Genomic DNA, 15,665 nt, shown 5'->3' with positions numbered 1-15,665 from the left:
GGGGTGCCTTCGACCGTGGGCGGGCGGCCTGCCGAAGTCAAGCCAAAGGGGCCGCGGAATTCATGCAGCGCAGCAATAGCGACATGCGGCCGCAGCGCAGTTAACGCGCTGTTTAACGGCTGATGCTACTGCTTGGACCGGATGGCGGGGTCGCTGAAAGACCTGAGCCGAAAGAGCGTTTTGGTAACAGTCTGCGCGTTGTGTTCGCGTTGGGGGAGTCAAGATGGCGGTTGATTTGACGATGCCGGTGCTCGTCGTCGACGATTACAGCACCATGATCCGGATCATCAGGAATCTTCTGAAGCAGATCGGGTTCGAGGACATCGACGACGCGAGCGACGGCTCGATGGCGCTCAACAAGATGCGCGCCAAGAAGTACGGCCTCGTGATCTCCGACTGGAACATGGAGCCGATGACCGGCTACGACCTGCTCCGCGAGGTCCGCGCCGATCCGAACCTGGCGACCACGCCGTTCATCATGATCACGGCGGAATCCAAGACCGAGAACGTGATCGCGGCCAAGAAGGCCGGCGTGAACAACTACATCGTCAAGCCGTTCAACGCCGCGACCCTGAAGACCAAGATCGATGCGGTGTTCCCGGACATGGCGACGGCCTGAGGGCCGATCCGATCTCATCACGGAAAAAAGACGCCCGGCATTGCCGGGCGTTTTTCGTTTCAGGCTCCGCTTACCACTTCAACTCGCGCATCAGCGCGCGGGGCGGGTGGCCGAACAGCTCCTTGACCGAGGCGGGGTCGAGCTGGTCGACGCCGGCGAACTCCTCGGAGTGGATGCCGCGGGTCACGAACAGGCAGTCGATGCCGAAGCCGTGCGCGCCGGCGAGATCGGTGCGGACGGAATCGCCGATCGCCAGCACCTCCTCGCGCGCGACCTGTCGCCCGGCATGCTGCTCGGCGAGCTGCATGGCGCGCTCGTAGATCGGCCGGTGCGGCTTGCCGTAGAAGATCACCTCGCCGCCCAGCTCGCGATACAGCTCGGCGATGGCGCCGGCGCAGTAGATCAGCCGGTCGCCGCGCTCGACCACGATGTCGGGATTGGCGCAGATCAGCGGCAGCTTGCGTTCGCGCGCCTGCAGCAGCATCGCCCGGTAGTCCTCGGCGGTCTCGGTCTCGTCGTCGTACAGGCCGGTGCAGATGATGTAGGAGGCGTCCTCCAGCGGCGACAGGGTGACGTCGAGGCCGCGATAGATGGAGTTGTCGCGCTCGGGGCCGAGCCAGAACACCTTGCCGCCGGGATGATCGGCGACGTAGTGCCGGGTCAGGTCGCCGGAGGAGACGATCGCGCTATAGACCTCGTCAGCTACGCCGAGCTTGCGCAATTGCCGTTGCACCGAATCGGCGGGACGCGGCGCGTTGGTGATCAGGATCACCGTGCCGCCCTGCTGCCGGAACCGATGCAGCGCCTCGCAGGCCTCGGGGAACGACTCCAGCCCGTTATGGACGACGCCCCAGATGTCGCTCAGCAGAACCTGCTTGCGGACGAGAAGATCGCGCAGCCGCGCCTCGAAGTGGAGCGCGGTCATGCGAGGGGCCGTGCCTCAGTGCGTGCCGGCGATACGGCGGACGAGCGCGGCATTGCCGCTGCGCGTCGGACCGATGCTGTTCGAGACGTCCAAAGTGGTATTGCCGGCGGCATTCTGGTCCTGAATCTTGATGTCCTGCCCGCCCGAGGGGGTGGAAGCGGCCTCGCCGGTAGCAGATGCGCCTTCCGGTCGCAATGGGCGGGGCGGCGCGAACAGGAAGCCCTGGCCGAAGCGGACGTCGTAGTCGAGCAGGTCGACGACGCTGCCCTCGCCCTCGATCCGCTCGGCGATCAGGTCGATGCCGAAACGGCCGAGCAGGTCGGACAGATCGGTCGGGTGGATGTCGGACACCGAGCTCTGCTTCGGGTCGAGCAGCAGCGCGGCCGGCACCTTGATGAAGCGGACGCCGCGATCGGCAAGCTCGCGCGGCTCGAAGCGGAGGTCGGTGACGTGGTCCATCGAGAACCGGTAGCCGCGCTGCGCCAGCGCCGCGAGATGCTCGGTCTCAGTCGGGCCGAGGTTGCGCAAGGTCGACTGCTTGAATTCGAGCACGAAAGACGGCGCCAGCGCCCGGTTGGCTTCGAGGAAGTCGAGGCACTGCGAAAAGTTCTCAGGGTTGCTCAAGGTCGCGGCGGAGATGTTGCAGAAGATCCCGACATCCTTGTTGCGCACCATCAGGCGCCGCAGCACCTGGACGCAACGGAGCATCACCATGTGATCGATCCGACCGACGAGCCCGGCGCCCTCGGCGATGCCGATGAAATCCTCCGCCGCAACGACCAGGTCGCGCTCGTCGCGCAACCGGGTCACCGCCTCGTAGAAGCGCACCTTGCGCTGAGGCAGCGTCACCAGCGGCTGCAGGTAGATGTCCATGCGGTTGTCGTCTATGGCGCTTTTGACGGCGGCAAGGATCTGGGCCTGGGTCCGCGGGACTGCCGGTGCCGGCGGGGCGACCGCAGGCGTGGCAGCGACGGGCGCGGCGACAGGCGCTTTCGCCACCGGAGCCGGCGCCGGCCCGACGGTCGCGATCGCTTCCTTCTTGAGCTCGATCGGCGCGGACGGCGCGGCCTTCGGATCGGGATAGACGGCCGACGCCGCGGGGGGCGCGACCGCAGCCGGAGCTTCGCGCGCAGGCGCGGACGTTGCGTTCGCCGTTGCTGCCGGCATCGCGGCGATCAGATCCTCATGCTGGGCCACGGTGACGGCGAGCTGCTTCATCAGTCCGCCGAGCTCGTTGATCTCGCCGATCACGCCCTGCAGGCGATCGGAGCTGACCGAGTTCGACGACACGATGCGTCCTTCGACAGCCGACAGCCGGCGGCCGAACTCGGCGACCTGACGGGCGAGGTCGGCCGTTCCGCGCGACAGATCGGCGATCTGGCTGCCGACATCGGTGCGGTCGCGCAGCCGCATCGAGACGGCGTTGTAGAGGATGAGGAATGTCAGCGCCGTCAGCGCGACGATCGCGGATTCCGACCCACTGATGCCGGCCACCGAATACAGGATCAGGCCGAGCGACGCCGCGACCAGAACCATGCAGATGGCGATGAAAATCGTGGAAATACGGATCATGCTGCGCGACGCTCCCAACCGAATGCAACCTTAGCACTTCTGTTGATTCGCGAGGATAGTCGGCAGGATTCAAATACCGGGCGTGGCTGACGATTTCCCCATCGCGTGTCATTTACGCAAGTTCGCGCCCGACATCGGAGTGTCATCGTAGTGAGGCGGTCCCGTAGAACGACGGGGTGCACCATCCCGACATGTGTCTGGATGTGTTCACTGCTCCGAGGCGTCTCGAAGACCGTGGCAAAACACGCGCGTCAGCCGGGACCGCCGTCCCGGCATGCGCGCGTTGCTGATCAGCTCAGATAATTCGCCGATGCTTCGACGGCGATCGAAGCGCTCAGTCGTTGTGCTGGCGACGCCGGCGCAGCGCCGCGACCCCGAGCAGCAGGGCGGCAACGGCGACGCCGACCGGCACGTTGACGCGGCTAAGACCGCCGCTGTGATTCGTCGCACTTGCCGATGGTGCCAGCGGGATGGTGTCGGGATCGATCTGGTCGGCGTCGGGCTGCCGCGCCACCGGCGCGGCGATCGCCACGCGCAGCCGGCTGCCGAGCGAGGGATAATGCGGCGTCGGGCTGCGCAGCTTGACCGCCGCGATCACGGCGCAGATCACCGCCAGCGCCAGCATGATGCCCCCGACCACCGCGAAGGCGGTGAACAGGCCGTAGGTCATTTCCACCCACCGGAATAGCGCGGTCAGGCCGACGATGCAGGCCGCGATCAGGAAGATTCCCGCCGTGGCGAACAGCCCGGCCGCGACGGCGTAGGAGGTCACCGTGCCCGTCGCCTGTCGCGTGCGATCCCGTATATAGGCCTGGGTGGCGCGCTTGACGCGGTTCAGCCTCTGCTCGAGGCCCAATTGCAGGAGCTCTCCTGGCGGTGCGAGCATGCGCGTCCTCCGAAAATCGTCGCCGCGCGCGAACCGCCGGCTCGCGACATGAACGTGGAGGATTTGGGAAGGTTCCCGGTTGAAAGACGGAGGCGATGTCCGTCGTTACTTGCTGCTCCACCGAGTGGCGATGTCGAGAGGATCTTCAGCAGGGACAGCGTGAGTACCGCGGTGAAATGGCTCGGGGTCTTACAGGTGCTCTATCCCGGGTGTTTTCGCGCCGCGAGCGAAGCACTCTCTGCTCCCTCCCCCCTTGTGGGAGAGGGTCGGGGAGGGGGGTAGCCACGGGCGCGATCAACGAGAGCCTGACGGACGGCTTCAACGACGCCCTCCAAGTTCGACATCACCTGCGCGTTGGTGAAGCGAAGCACGGCAAATCCCTCGGTTGCAAAAAACGCGTCGCGCTTGGCGTCTTTCGTTTGTCGCTCGGCGAAATCGTGTGACTCGCCGTCGAGTTCGATCACGAGCTTCGCCGAGAAGCAGACGAAGTCTGCGATGTAGTTCTTGATCGGGACCTGGCGGCGAAAGCCAGCCCCCTCAATTCGGTTCGCCTTGATGTACCGCCACAGCAGCGTCTCGGCCCGCGTCATCGCCTGGCGAAGTTGCTTCGCTCTGTTGCGCTGGCGGTCGCTGACGTCTGCGTGCGGCATGCTGGGCTACCCCCCCTCCCTGCCCCTCCCCCATAAGGGGGGAGGGAACGGATAGATCGGTGATTGTTGAAGCATAGCAAGGACGCCGTCGGCGCGAAGTCTCCGCAAATAAAAAATGGCGGCTCTTCGAGCCGCCATTTCGCTGTTTGCTATCCGATCTTCGCGCGGCTTACGCCACGGCCTTGATCACCTTGCCGACCTTCTCGACGATCTCGCCGACCTGGTCCTCGTTGATGATCAGCGGCGGCGTGAGCGCAAGCGTGTCGCCGGCGATGCGCAGCATCATGTCGGTGTTGTGGAAGGCCTGCTCCATCGCCTGATAGCCGCGCTTGCCGACGGCGTCGGGCAGCGGCGCGAGGTCGATGCCGGCGGTGAGACCGACGGTGCGGATGTCGAGTACGTTGGGCAGGCCCTTGAGCGACATCACGGCGTCGGCCCATTTCGGCTCGATCGCCTTGGTGTGCTCGAACAGCTTCTCGTCGCGATAGATGTCGAGCGTGGCCAGACCGGCTGCGCAGGCGATCGGATGCGCCGAGTAGGTGTAGCCATGGGTGAACTCGACCATGTGCTCCGGACCGCTCATGAAGGCGTCATGGATGGTGTCGCGCACCAGCACGCCGCCCATCGGCGCCGCGCCGTTGGTAACGCCCTTGGCGAAGGTCAGCAGGTCCGGCGTCACACCGTAGCGCTCGGCGGCGAAGGCATGGCCGAGACGGCCGAAGCCGGTGATGACCTCGTCGAAGATCAAGAGGATGCCGTGCTTCTGGGTGATCTCGCGCAGGCGCTTGAGATAGCCCTTCGGCGCCGGGATCACGCCGGTGGAGCCGGCCATCGGCTCGACGATGACGGCGGCGATGGTGTTGGCGCCGTGCAGGCCGACGAGGGTCTCGAGCTCCTCGGCGAAGTGCGCGCCGTATTCCGGCTCGCCTTTGGTGAAGGCCTGCTTCTCGCGGTCATAGGTTGCCGGGATATGGTCGACACCGGTGAGCAGCGTGCCGAACAGCTTGCGGTTGTTGACGATGCCGCCGACCGAGGTGCCGCCGAAGCCGACGCCATGATAGCCGCGGACGCGGCCGATCAGGCGGGTGCGGCTGCCCTGGCCGTTGATCTGGTGATAGGCGAGCGCCATCTTCAGCGCGGTATCCGCGGCTTCCGAGCCGGAGTTGCAGAAGAAGACATGGTCAAGGCCGGTGGGCGCGAGGTCGGCGATTCGGTTGGCGAGCTCGAACGCCTGCGGAATGCCGAACTGGAAGGGCGGCGCGTAGTCCAGCGCGGCGGCCTGCCGGCCGATCGCCTCGGCGATCTGCGTGCGGCCGTGGCCGGCATTGCAGCACCACATGCCGGCGGCGGCGTCGATGATCTTGCGGCCGTCGACGGTGATGTAGTGCATGTCCTTGGCGCCCGCGAGCATGCGCGGATTCTTCTTGAAGGCCCGGTTGGCCGTGAACGGCATCCAATGCGCGGCAAGATCATTCGGAACAGTGACGGCGGGGCGGGGGCTCTTGTCCAGCATGGGGACCTCTCGGGTAGTTGAGGCAGATGGTGCGACGGCGACAGCATGACCCGGAAAGGCGGCAAACCGATTGCCAGACACGGACCGAAACGGATCATGCGTGAGGGGCCTGAATGCGCGCGCCGACGTGGTCAGCCGATGATCCGGGCCGGCGGCAAGCTATCAGTTTCGCGGGCCGACGGAAACGTCAAAGGTCCGGCGTTCCCGCTGCCCTGGTGAGCGAATTCTGCACAGCGGCAGCAGTTTGTGCCGAATCCTGGAAGTCCGCTGCGTCATTTCGCGTCAGCGCTTCCGCCGCTGAGTCACACCAGATCGCGCGCGGTGATCCAGAAGACCTCGCCCTCGGAGTCCTCGGTATCGAGCCACAGCAGCGGCAGGTCCGGGTAGGCGGCTTCGATCTGCGGCCGGTCACGGCCGACCTCGCACAGCAGTCCGCCCTCGGCGGTCAGGTGATCGCGGGCCTCGCCGATGATGCGGTGGATGATGTCGAGCCCATCCGGGCCGCCGTCGAACGCCATCGCCGGCTCGGCGCGGCATTCCCGCGGAAGGCCGGCCATGCCTTCGGCATCGACATAGGGCGGATTGGTGATGATCAGGTCGTAGCGGCGCTGGTTGAGCGGCGCGAACAGGTCGCCGCGATGCAGGGAGATGCGCTCGCCGAGGTCGTAGTCGGCGACGTTCTTCGCTGCGACGGCGAGTGCGTCCTTGGAGAGATCGACCGCGTCGATGACCGCGTTCGGGAAGTGGCGGCTGGCGAGGATCGCGAGGCACCCCGAGCCGGTGCAGAGGTCGAGCATGCTGTCGACCGCGAGGGGATCGTCGATCAGCGAGGTGCCGTCGGCTTCGGCGCCGGCGAAATGCGTCTCCAGAAGCTCGCCGATGAAGGAGCGCGGCACGATGACGCGCTCGTCGACATAGAACGGCAGGCCGCGCATGTAGACCTTGTTTACCAGATAGGCCGCCGGCTTGCGCGTCGCGATTCGGGCAGCAATCAGGTCGAGGATGGTCTTGCCCTCGGCCGCGGTGACCCGCGCCGTCACGAAGCTCTCGAACTGCTCGGGGCGCAGATGCAGCGCCTCGCCGATCAGGAAGGCGGCCTCGGACACCGGATCGGTTGTGCCATGCGCGAACACCAAATCGGCGTTCTGGAAGCAGCTCACGGCGTAGCGCAGGTAGTCGAGCAGCGTCGCCAGCTCGCCGGCATTGACCTTCGGCAGCTTCGGAGCCGCCGGCTTGCGCGGCGCGGCCGCCTTTGTCTTCTTTGCCATCACTTCGTCCAGCGCGCCGCGGCGGCATCGTCGTGGCTCTTCGCCTCGACCCAGCTGCCGCCGTCTTCGGTTTCCTCGCGCTTCCAGAACGGCGCGTTGGTCTTGAGATAATCCATCAGGAACTCGGCCGCCTCGAACGCCGCCTGGCGGTGGCTCGATGCGGTCACCACCAGCACGATGTTCTCGCCCGGCGTGATGCGGCCGAAGCGGTGGATCACCGTGAGGCCCTGGAGAGGCCAGCGCGCCATCGCCTGCTCGGCATGGCGCATGATCTCGGCTTCCGCCATCCCCGGATAATGCTCGAGCGTCAGCGCCGAGATCGGCGTCGCGTGGTCGTTGCCGCGGCACAGGCCGGAGAAACTGACGATGGCGCCGATGTCGGTGCGGCCTCGGCCCAGCGCCGCGATCTCGGCGGCGGTGTCGAAATCCTCGTGCTGCACGCGGACGGTGACGATCGCGGTCATGGCGGTTGTCTTCTGGCGGTTGTCTTCCGGCGCGCGTCAGCCGCCGGTCATCGGCGGGAAGAACGCGATCTCGCGGGCGCCGGCGATGGCCGTGTCCGGCTGCACATGGGTCTGATCGATCGCGGTGCGGATCACTTTCGGCTTCTCGAACGCATAGGCGTAGCCCTCGCCCTGCGCGGTCAGCCACGCGATCAGGTCGCTGACGGTGCGGACGTCGGCCGGCGGCTCGATGGTCTCCTCGGCCTTGCCGACGCGCTCGCGCACCCAGGCGAAATACTTCACCTTCATCGCGAATCCTCTTCGATGAGGTGGTGGATGCCGGCACGGAAATAATCGTAGCCGGTGTAGATCGTGAAGATCGCCGAGGCCCACAGCAGCACGATGCCGATCATGGTCACCACCGGAACCACTTGATCGCCGGCCTCGCCCGCGAGCAGGAAACCGATCGCGATCAACTGCATCGTGGTCTTCCACTTCGCGACCTTGGTCACGGGCACGCTGACCCGGAGCGCGGCGAGATATTCGCGCAGGCCCGAGACCAGGATCTCGCGGCACAGGATCACGATCGCGGCCCACAGGGTCCAGCCGTGGATACTGTTGTCGGCGGCCAGCATCAGCAGGCACGAGGCGACCAGCAGCTTGTCGGCGATCGGATCGAGCATGCGGCCAAATGCCGATTGCTGGTTCCAGATGCGGGCGTAATAGCCGTCGAGATAGTCGGTGATGGCAGCCGCGATGAACACGGCCACCGCAACCCAGCGCAGCCACAGCGGATAGTCCATGATCGACTGTGCGTAGATGCAACCGACCACGACCGGTATCGCGGCGATGCGCGTATAGGTCAGGATGTTCGGCAGGGACGTCGATGTCTTGCTGGGCACGCGTGTGGTCGCAATATTCATCCGGTGTACCAATACTGCCGCCGTTCGAACGTCAACCTCCGAGCCGGGCCGCCCGGGCAGGATGACGCAGATATGACGCAAATCGCAACGAGGTCCTGCGGAGATAGGAACTCTCCCGCCCGGATACAAAGAGAGCGGTAACGCTTCCTTAAGCAACCCGGCGCGCCCGCGCCAGTGTCGAGATCGGCGCGCCGCGGTGGGCCCGCCGATACTTCTTATTGCGGTGCAGTGACAGCTGCGCGACCGCGCGGCGCGGCTCCGGCTTGTCAGATCGCCTCGGCCGCGTGCACTGCGCACCAATGCGCCTGGCGCTCCGCGAACACGCGGTCGCGGACATAGGCCAGCGTCTCGTCGTCGAAGGTCTCGATTACCTCCAGGCTGAAGGCGGCTTCGCCATGCGCCGTCCAGGCCGCCTGCAGTCCGCCGCGGCGATGGCCGCCCTGGCGCAGGGTGAACCAGAGCCGATTCTGGATTTTGTCGAGATCGGGCGCGCAGCCGACCCAGCGCGCGCCGGTGGCGGCGCACGTCACGGCATAGATGCCGGCCGGGGTCTTGCGTTCCTTGTAGGCGGCTGCGGCCGCCTTGCGCTGATCGGGGGTCATGGTGGTGCTCCGGATTTTCGTCCGGGTGGATATCAGATAATTATATCCGGGTAAAATACTTTCCGCGCCCCCAGTGGAAGAAGCAGGGCACCAGCCCATCGACGTCATTCCGGGGCGCCCGAAGGGCGAGCCCGGAATCCATAACCACGAGAGTGAGTGGTGATGCGGGATGATCGCCACAGCCTGTCCCGTTCACACGTCCGCCTGTGGCTATGGATTCCGGGCTCGCGCTGCGCGCGCCCCGGAATGACGGTGGAGAGGGGCGGGCTCAAGCCGCGGCGGGACTCTCGCCGGATCGGCGAACCGCCCTCAGCTCACATTGCTGTGGAAGTACTCGAAAATCTTCCGCGCACTCTCCGCGGAGACGCCCGGCACCTTGCCGAGGTCGGCGATCGAGGCGCGCTCGATCTCCTTCAGGGTGCCGAAATGGTGCAGCAGCGCGCGCTTGCGGGACGGGCCGATGCCGGGGATCTCCTGCAGGCCGGCTTCGCGGATGTCCTTCTTGCGCAGCTTGCGGTGCGAGCCGATGACGAACCGGTGCGCCTCGTCGCGCAGGCGCTGGATGAAATACAGCACGGGGTCGCGCGGCTCGAGCTTGATGGCCTCGCGCTCCGGAATGAACAGCGTCTCGCGGCCGGCGTCGCGGTCCGGGCCCTTGGCGACCGACATCAGCGCGACATTGCTGACGCCGAGCTCGGTGAAGATCTCTCTGACAGCATTGAGCTGGCCGCGGCCGCCGTCGATGATGACGAGGTCGGGCCATTGCGGCACGTCGTCCTCCTTCGCGGCGCGCGCGAGATCCTTCTCGGACGGCGCGACCAGCCGCTTGAAGCGGCGCTGCAGCACCTCCTTCATCATCGCGTAGTCGTCGCCGGGTGTGAGCCCTTCCGACTTGATATTGAACTTGCGGTACTGGTTCTTCATGAAGCCGTCGGGACCAGCGACGATCATCGCGCCGACCGCGTTGGTGCCCTGGATGTGGCTGTTGTCGTAGACCTCGATGCGCTTCGGCACCTGCGGCAGCGCGAGCGTCGCGGTCATCGCCTCCAGCAAGCGGCTCTGCGTTGCGGTGTCGGCGAGCTTGCGGCCGAGCGCCTCGCGGGCATTGGTCAGCGCATGCGTGACGAGATCCTTCTTCTCGCCGCGCTTCGGGCAGGACACCTCGACCTTGTGGCCGGCCTTGACACACAGTGCCTCGGCGAGCAGCTCGGCCTCCTCGATCTCGTGCGAGAGCAGGATCAGTTTCGGCGGCGGCTTGTCGTCGTAGAACTGCGACAGGAAGGCGGACAGCACCTCCTCCGGAGTGAACGTCTTCTCGGCGCGCGGGAAGTAGGCGCGGTTGCCCCAGTTCTGGCCGGTGCGGAAGAAGAACACCTCGACGCAGGAGAAGCCGCCCTCCTGGTGAATGGCGAACACGTCGGCTTCTTCGACCGTGCGCGGATTGATGCCCTGCTGCGAGGAGATCGCCGACAGCGCGGCGAGACGGTCGCGATAGACGGCCGCGGTCTCGAATTCGAGCTCGGCGGAGGCCTTCTCCATCTCGCCTGCGAGCAGCGACTTCACCGCCTGGCTGCGGCCGGACAGGAAGTCGGTCGCCTCGCGCACGAGCTCGGTGTAGCCGGGAAAGTCGATCTCCTGGGTGCAGGGCCCGGCACAGCGGCGGATCTGGTGCAGCAGGCAGGGCCGGCTGCGGCTCTCGAAGAACGAATCGGTGCAGGAGCGGATCAGGAAAGCACGCTGCAGCGCCGTGATGGTGCGGTTGACCGCACCGGCCGAAGCGAACGGGCCGAAATAGCGCCCCGGCCGCGACTGCGCGCCGCGATGCTTGAGGATCTGCGGCGCCCAATGGTCGCCGGTGATCAGGATATAGGGGAACGATTTGTCGTCGCGCAGCTGCACGTTGAAGCGCGGCTTGAGCTGCTTGATCAGGTTCGCTTCCAGCAGCAGCGCCTCGGTCTCCGTCGTCGTCGAGACGATCTCGACGGTCACGGTGGCCGCGATCATGCGCAGGATGCGCGCCGGCAGCGGCGCGTTGGCGCGCGCGTAGGACGACAGCCGCTTTTTGACGTTCTTGGCCTTGCCGACGTAAAGCACGTCATGGGCCGCATTGAGCATGCGGTAGACGCCGGGCGAGGTCGGCGCCAGCCGCACCGCGTTCTCGATGGCGGCATGGCCGGTCGCGAGCGGGCCTTCGCCGATCGGCTCCAGGCTCTCCTCGGTCAACTCTGGCAGCCGGCCCTCGTCGTCCTCATCGGCGGGCGCCGCGGGATCGAGATCTGGCGTGTCGGCCGCCTCGGGCGGCAGGTCGGCCGTCGCGCCACGGCGGCTGTCAGGCGCCGGCGCCTTGGGTGGATCGGAGCTGTGGGTGGTCATGTCCGACAAATTAAGCGCTGCCGCGCCGTCTCGCCAGCGTGCGCGCGCGCCATGCACAGGGCAGGGCCGACGGCGGTAACGCTTCGTTAAGCACGTTAATGGCTCGCTAACCCGGCTTAACAACGGCTTAACCTAAAACTCTCGATAAATGCTCACGAAAAAAGTTGGAGTTCCGTAACCACACCGGCCCGCGCCGTCGCGCGGCGCTTGCTCCGGGTGGTGGCGGCAAGTGGCGTGGAGTGAGCGATGAACAGGTTCTTGGTCGGTGCTGCCGCTGTGGCGGGGTTGGGCGCAGCGGCTCTCGGATCGGTGTCGGCGCAGGCGGCCGACCTCGGCTATGGGCGCCGCGCGCCCTACACGGTGAATCAGCCCCTCAATGCCTATAGCTGGGCCGGACCCTATCTCGGCGGCACGCTGGGCTATGAATGGGGTACGGTCGGCAACAACCCGACCAAGCCCTCGGGCCTCACCGGCGGCATCACCGCGGGCTACAACTGGCAGAACGGCCCCTGGGTGTTCGGCGCGGAGGGCGACTTCAACCTGACCGGCGCCAACGACACCTTCGCGCCGTGGAAGTTCTCCAACCCGTGGTTCGGCACCCTGCGGGGCCGCGCCGGCTACGCCTTCAACAACATCCTGTTCTACGGCACCGGCGGTCTCGCCTTCGGCTCGTTGCGCGCGGAGACCTTCGGCCTGTCGGAATCGCACACCACGGTCGGCTGGACGCTCGGCGTCGGCACCGAGGTCGGCCTCGCGCAGAACTGGAGCGCCAAGATCGAGTATCTCTATGTCGATCTCGACAGCAGCAATTTCGTGATCACGGGGGCGAAGAACGACTATCGGACGGGACTGGTGCGCTTGGGCATCAACTTCCGGTTCTGATGGCAAGACGGGATAGGAAGAAGAAACGTCGAACGACAACCTCCCGGCCGCTCGCGCGGCCGGGATTTTTTTGTTGTCGCCGTCGCTGGCGCACGCGCGTGACCGCGCAGCCTGTCCGCATGGATCGCGCGGGCAAGCGTCGGCTGCACGGCCGTCAGCTTTCGAGAGTCGGATCGATTGACGTCGGAGTGCGCCCGCTACGACCGGCTGCGCCGAAGCGCCGCGACGATCGCCCGGGCCTCCGTCAAGACGACAGCACCAGGTTCACCGCTTTCGGTCCCTTGCCCTTCTTGTCGGGCTCGACCTCGAAACTGATACGCTGTCCCTCGGTCAGGTCCTTCAGGCCCGCGCGCTCCACCGCCGTGATGTGCACGAACACGTCGCGTCCACCGTCGTCCGGCTTGATGAAGCCGTAGCCGCGCTCACCATTGAAGAACTTGACCGTCCCAGTCATGGCCATCGGGAAACTCCTCCCCCGCAATGCTTCCTCCACTGCGCGCCCTGCGCAGCGTCCGACCGGACATCACTTTGATCGGAAAGCGTTGGCCACCTTAACGACCGGCGCTCGTCGCGCCGGATCGTCGGTACTTATTAGGCCTTGATCACCCCGCCGCAACCATTCGCGGAAGCGGAACGTAAAGCCAGTCTTACAATCAGACACAATAATACGGTTCCGCGTCCGTTGACCATGGCTTTTCGAGGTATACAGGCTTCAACCTTTGGGGATTTCCAGCCGGAAGCGTGCGGCGCCGCCCTGGCCGAGCGGCCGCTGCAACTCCTGCATGATGAGCTTCAACTCATCATGCAATGTCCAGGGAGGGTTGACGATCAGCAGTCCCGTCGAGGTCAGCGCCTCCCCCTCGATTTGCGGTGCAACGCTGAACTCGAGTCGCAACAGCTTGCCCGCCGGCTTGGAGCTACCGACCAGCTCTGCGACACGATCGGTCAGTTCCTCGTTCGCGCGGCGGGTCTTGGCGGGATACCACAGCACATAGATACCGGTCTGCCACTTCACATAGGCTGCGGCGAAGCGCTCGGCGAGCCGCGCGAACTCATCCTTGGCCTCGAAGGCCGGATCGATCAGCACCACGCCGCGGCGCTCGTTCGGCGGCACGAAGGCGGGCAGGGCGACCCAGCCGTCGAGATCGACGACGCGGGCCTGGGTGTCGCGGCGCAGCACGTCGATCAGTTGCTTGCGCGGCACCGGCGCCAGCTCGCACAGGGTCATGCGGTCCTGCGGCCGTAGGAGCGCGCGTGCGATCAGCGGCGAGCCGGGATAGGCGACGAGCTCGGCTTTCGGATTGAACGATCTGACGATGTCGAGATATGGCGACAACAGTGCATAGGCCGGCTCGGACAGCCGCGCCTGCAGCAGCCGTGCGATGCCGGTGAGATATTCGCCGCTGCGCGTGGCCTCGTCGCCGGTGAGATCATAGAGGCCGGCGCCGGCATGGGTGTCGATCACTCGGAATGCCGCCGGCTTCTCCTGGAGGTAGACCAGGATGCGCGTCAGCACGATGTGCTTGATGACGTCGGCAAAGCCGCCGGCGTGAAAGGCGTGTCGGTAGTTCATGCCGCACGGGTTACGCCGTTCCGCGCCAAAAGGGTACCCCGTCGATGCGCCGGCGGTTCATGACGCTGCATCTGCCGGCCGCGCCGACATCGACGTATGGCGATAGCAGGGGCGCTGCCACCGCTCTCTCGGCGAAATTTTAGCCGCCGCGCACCGGCGGCATGTTGACCTCGTCGCGGCGGCAGGCCTGGCGGTCGACCTCGTCGCAGCTGCGGAATTCCAGATCCTTCGACAGGCAGATACGCACTTCGCTGAGCCGGGTGCGATTGCATGTCACGGCTATGCCTGACGTCGTGAGCTTGGGATTGGCCTTGATGAAGGCGTCCTCGACGGCGGCCGGCGAGACCGTCTTGGCCTGCGCCAGATCGAGAAACTCCGGCGGGATCTTGATCGCGGCGCGCGCTTTGCGGATTGCCTCGAAATAGGCCTTCGCCGACAGGCCGGCGCAGGTGCCGTGCTTGTCCCATTCGTTGTAGATCAGCCCCGGCGCCGGCATCAGGTCCAGCATTGAGGTCATGATGTTGCGCGGCAGGCGCGGCGCCGGCTGCTCGCAATATTCGGGATAGCCGGTCTCATATTGCGGCCACAGCCCATGCACGACGAAGGAGTAGGGCCGGCCGCTGCATTGCTGCGACTTGCTGCCGCGGCCGCCGCGCTCCTCGGCCTCGGCGCAGAACGAGGGCGACCAGGACAGCGACAGCACGTAGAAGTCGAATGCGCCGGGCGCATTCTGACGGCGGTCCTGGGCCCGCACGGGCAGGGCCGCCAGCAGGCAGAGCAGGAGCGCGAGGCAGGCAACCAGTTGGGATACACGGACGGCAGGTCGACGCAGGCAATCGGACATGGCGGGCTCCCCGGACAATGCCGGGAGGGTAGCAGTCCGTCGGAACATTTCAAGAACAAAAAGGCCGCCCGCGCGGGCGGCCGACTGATTCGGCTGGTGTCAGCGACTCAGGGCTTGGCGGCGCGGCAGGCCGGATTGTAGGCCCAGTTGCGGTCGAGGCCGACGACGCAGAACTCGACGCCCTGATCATAGCCCGCAAAGCCGCCGTCCTCGATGATCGAGAAATTCACGGTGCGCGCCTTGCCGTCGCTGATCATCACGCTGCCGGTGCAGAAGCGGCGCGGAATGTTGTCGGACTGCCAGGGACGGAAGGCGATCTCATGCACGTTCGCGACGCCGGTGATGGTCAGCGACGAATTCCAGAAGGTGCTTTCCTTCTCCTGGAAGCGCGACACCACGGTCGGAATGGCCGCTTCGCAGGGTGCGACCCGGCCTTCATATTTCGGACCGGACAGCCAGAAATTCATCTCCAGCGGATTGGCGGCCTGGGCCGGAGCGCTCGCGACGAGGCCGGCGAGCAGCGCGCCGCAGGCGGCGCCGAACGTCTTGATGCCGAGCGTCTTAAAGGAGGTGCTGAAGTCGCGCATGGGGC

General features: G+C 66.0%; 17 protein-coding genes. 2 read left to right on the top strand and 15 right to left on the bottom strand.

Annotated features, from left to right (window positions below; all coding sequences use genetic code 11):
* The first annotated feature begins 223 nt into the window (after nt 1-223).
* Entirely contained in the window at nt 224-619 is a 396-nt protein-coding gene (locus ACQR1L_RS01420) for a response regulator (protein ID WP_006613531.1), read from the top strand.
* Between the two features lie 70 nt (nt 620-689).
* Here the strand turns inward: ACQR1L_RS01420 and ACQR1L_RS01415 are convergent, their stop codons facing one another.
* The 11 genes from ACQR1L_RS01415 to uvrC all read right to left on the bottom strand — a co-directional run bounded on the left by ACQR1L_RS01415 (nt 690) and on the right by uvrC (nt 11,774).
* Nucleotides 690-1,544, bottom strand: a complete 855-nt coding sequence (locus ACQR1L_RS01415; RefSeq protein ID WP_434856142.1) for a TIGR01459 family HAD-type hydrolase — start codon at nt 1,542-1,544, stop codon at nt 690-692.
* Nucleotides 1,545-1,559: 15 nt separating this feature from the next.
* A complete protein-coding gene (locus tag ACQR1L_RS01410; protein WP_434856141.1) occupies nt 1,560-3,116 on the bottom strand; it encodes an EAL domain-containing protein in 1,557 nt (518 codons plus the stop codon).
* Nucleotides 3,117-3,450: 334 nt separating this feature from the next.
* Nucleotides 3,451-4,002 (bottom strand): phage holin family protein, encoded by a 552-nt coding sequence (locus ACQR1L_RS01405; protein ID WP_434856140.1) that lies wholly within the window; start codon nt 4,000-4,002, stop codon nt 3,451-3,453.
* 200 nt (nt 4,003-4,202) lie between these two features.
* Nucleotides 4,203-4,652, bottom strand: coding sequence for an endonuclease domain-containing protein (locus ACQR1L_RS01400; protein WP_434856139.1), 450 nt, complete (start codon nt 4,650-4,652; stop codon nt 4,203-4,205).
* Nucleotides 4,653-4,821: 169 nt separating this feature from the next.
* A complete protein-coding gene (locus ACQR1L_RS01395; RefSeq protein WP_434856138.1) occupies nt 4,822-6,165 on the bottom strand; it encodes an aspartate aminotransferase family protein in 1,344 nt (447 codons plus the stop codon).
* Between the two features lie 302 nt (nt 6,166-6,467).
* Nucleotides 6,468-7,433 (bottom strand): 50S ribosomal protein L3 N(5)-glutamine methyltransferase, encoded by a 966-nt coding sequence (gene prmB / locus ACQR1L_RS01390; RefSeq protein ID WP_434856137.1) that lies wholly within the window; start codon nt 7,431-7,433, stop codon nt 6,468-6,470.
* Nucleotides 7,433-7,897: a molybdenum cofactor biosynthesis protein MoaE gene (locus ACQR1L_RS01385; RefSeq protein ID WP_434856136.1), complete on the bottom strand. Its 465-nt coding sequence runs from the start codon at nt 7,895-7,897 to the stop codon at nt 7,433-7,435. The genes prmB and ACQR1L_RS01385 overlap by 1 nt, the downstream gene beginning before the upstream one ends.
* A 36-nt stretch (nt 7,898-7,933) precedes the next feature.
* The gene (gene moaD, locus ACQR1L_RS01380) at nt 7,934-8,185 is read right to left on the bottom strand and encodes a molybdopterin converting factor subunit 1 (RefSeq protein ID WP_434856135.1); all 252 of its coding nucleotides are present in this window, start codon (nt 8,183-8,185) and stop codon (nt 7,934-7,936) included.
* A complete protein-coding gene (pgsA, locus tag ACQR1L_RS01375; protein ID WP_035647124.1) occupies nt 8,182-8,799 on the bottom strand; it encodes a CDP-diacylglycerol--glycerol-3-phosphate 3-phosphatidyltransferase in 618 nt (205 codons plus the stop codon). Before pgsA ends, moaD begins: the two co-directional genes overlap by 4 nt.
* A 266-nt stretch (nt 8,800-9,065) precedes the next feature.
* Nucleotides 9,066-9,401, bottom strand: coding sequence for a GIY-YIG nuclease family protein (locus ACQR1L_RS01370; protein ID WP_434856134.1), 336 nt, complete (start codon nt 9,399-9,401; stop codon nt 9,066-9,068).
* Nucleotides 9,402-9,710: 309 nt separating this feature from the next.
* Nucleotides 9,711-11,774: an excinuclease ABC subunit UvrC gene (gene uvrC, locus ACQR1L_RS01365; protein WP_434856133.1), complete on the bottom strand. Its 2,064-nt coding sequence runs from the start codon at nt 11,772-11,774 to the stop codon at nt 9,711-9,713.
* Between the two features lie 246 nt (nt 11,775-12,020).
* Here uvrC and ACQR1L_RS01360 point away from each other — a divergent pair, with 246 nt between their 5' ends.
* Complete coding sequence (locus ACQR1L_RS01360) at nt 12,021-12,656, top strand: outer membrane protein (RefSeq protein ID WP_434856132.1); 636 nt, start codon at nt 12,021-12,023, stop codon at nt 12,654-12,656.
* 244 nt (nt 12,657-12,900) lie between these two features.
* Here the strand turns inward: ACQR1L_RS01360 and ACQR1L_RS01355 are convergent, their stop codons facing one another.
* From ACQR1L_RS01355 to ACQR1L_RS01340, 4 genes are all read right to left on the bottom strand, one after another.
* Nucleotides 12,901-13,116, bottom strand: coding sequence for a cold-shock protein (locus ACQR1L_RS01355; RefSeq protein ID WP_006612991.1), 216 nt, complete (start codon nt 13,114-13,116; stop codon nt 12,901-12,903).
* A gap of 252 nt (nt 13,117-13,368) precedes the next feature.
* Entirely contained in the window at nt 13,369-14,229 is an 861-nt protein-coding gene (locus ACQR1L_RS01350) for a 23S rRNA (adenine(2030)-N(6))-methyltransferase RlmJ (RefSeq protein ID WP_434856131.1), read from the bottom strand.
* A gap of 139 nt (nt 14,230-14,368) precedes the next feature.
* Nucleotides 14,369-15,073, bottom strand: coding sequence for a ribonuclease T2 family protein (locus ACQR1L_RS01345; protein WP_434856130.1), 705 nt, complete (start codon nt 15,071-15,073; stop codon nt 14,369-14,371).
* Between the two features lie 107 nt (nt 15,074-15,180).
* Nucleotides 15,181-15,660, bottom strand: coding sequence for a hypothetical protein (locus tag ACQR1L_RS01340; RefSeq protein WP_434856129.1), 480 nt, complete (start codon nt 15,658-15,660; stop codon nt 15,181-15,183).
* Between the last annotated feature and the right edge of the window lie 5 nt (nt 15,661-15,665).

This window comes from Bradyrhizobium sp. HKCCYLR20261 (assembly GCF_051168435.1).
In the GTDB taxonomy this organism is placed as follows: domain Bacteria; phylum Pseudomonadota; class Alphaproteobacteria; order Rhizobiales; family Xanthobacteraceae; genus Bradyrhizobium.
The sequence above is the reverse complement of the archived record's forward strand: the minus strand, read 5'-3'. Positions and strand labels throughout refer to the sequence as shown.

Coding starts and splice junctions, on each gene's coding strand:
- ACQR1L_RS01410 (WP_434856141.1), bottom strand. CDS start 3,116: ATGATCCGTATTTCCACGATTTTCATCGCCATCTGCATGGTTCTGGTC.
- ACQR1L_RS01345 (WP_434856130.1), bottom strand. CDS start 15,073: ATGTCCGATTGCCTGCGTCGACCTGCCGTCCGTGTATCCCAACTGGTT.
- ACQR1L_RS01370 (WP_434856134.1), bottom strand. CDS start 9,401: ATGACCCCCGATCAGCGCAAGGCGGCCGCAGCCGCCTACAAGGAACGC.
- ACQR1L_RS01350 (WP_434856131.1), bottom strand. CDS start 14,229: ATGAACTACCGACACGCCTTTCACGCCGGCGGCTTTGCCGACGTCATC.
- moaD (WP_434856135.1), bottom strand. CDS start 8,185: ATGAAGGTGAAGTATTTCGCCTGGGTGCGCGAGCGCGTCGGCAAGGCC.
- ACQR1L_RS01360 (WP_434856132.1), top strand. CDS start 12,021: ATGAACAGGTTCTTGGTCGGTGCTGCCGCTGTGGCGGGGTTGGGCGCA.
- ACQR1L_RS01420 (WP_006613531.1), top strand. CDS start 224: ATGGCGGTTGATTTGACGATGCCGGTGCTCGTCGTCGACGATTACAGC.
- uvrC (WP_434856133.1), bottom strand. CDS start 11,774: ATGACCACCCACAGCTCCGATCCACCCAAGGCGCCGGCGCCTGACAGC.
- ACQR1L_RS01405 (WP_434856140.1), bottom strand. CDS start 4,002: ATGCTCGCACCGCCAGGAGAGCTCCTGCAATTGGGCCTCGAGCAGAGG.
- ACQR1L_RS01385 (WP_434856136.1), bottom strand. CDS start 7,897: ATGACCGCGATCGTCACCGTCCGCGTGCAGCACGAGGATTTCGACACC.
- ACQR1L_RS01355 (WP_006612991.1), bottom strand. CDS start 13,116: ATGGCCATGACTGGGACGGTCAAGTTCTTCAATGGTGAGCGCGGCTAC.
- prmB (WP_434856137.1), bottom strand. CDS start 7,433: ATGGCAAAGAAGACAAAGGCGGCCGCGCCGCGCAAGCCGGCGGCTCCG.
- pgsA (WP_035647124.1), bottom strand. CDS start 8,799: ATGAATATTGCGACCACACGCGTGCCCAGCAAGACATCGACGTCCCTG.
- ACQR1L_RS01395 (WP_434856138.1), bottom strand. CDS start 6,165: ATGCTGGACAAGAGCCCCCGCCCCGCCGTCACTGTTCCGAATGATCTT.
- ACQR1L_RS01415 (WP_434856142.1), bottom strand. CDS start 1,544: ATGACCGCGCTCCACTTCGAGGCGCGGCTGCGCGATCTTCTCGTCCGC.
- ACQR1L_RS01340 (WP_434856129.1), bottom strand. CDS start 15,660: ATGCGCGACTTCAGCACCTCCTTTAAGACGCTCGGCATCAAGACGTTC.
- ACQR1L_RS01400 (WP_434856139.1), bottom strand. CDS start 4,652: ATGCCGCACGCAGACGTCAGCGACCGCCAGCGCAACAGAGCGAAGCAA.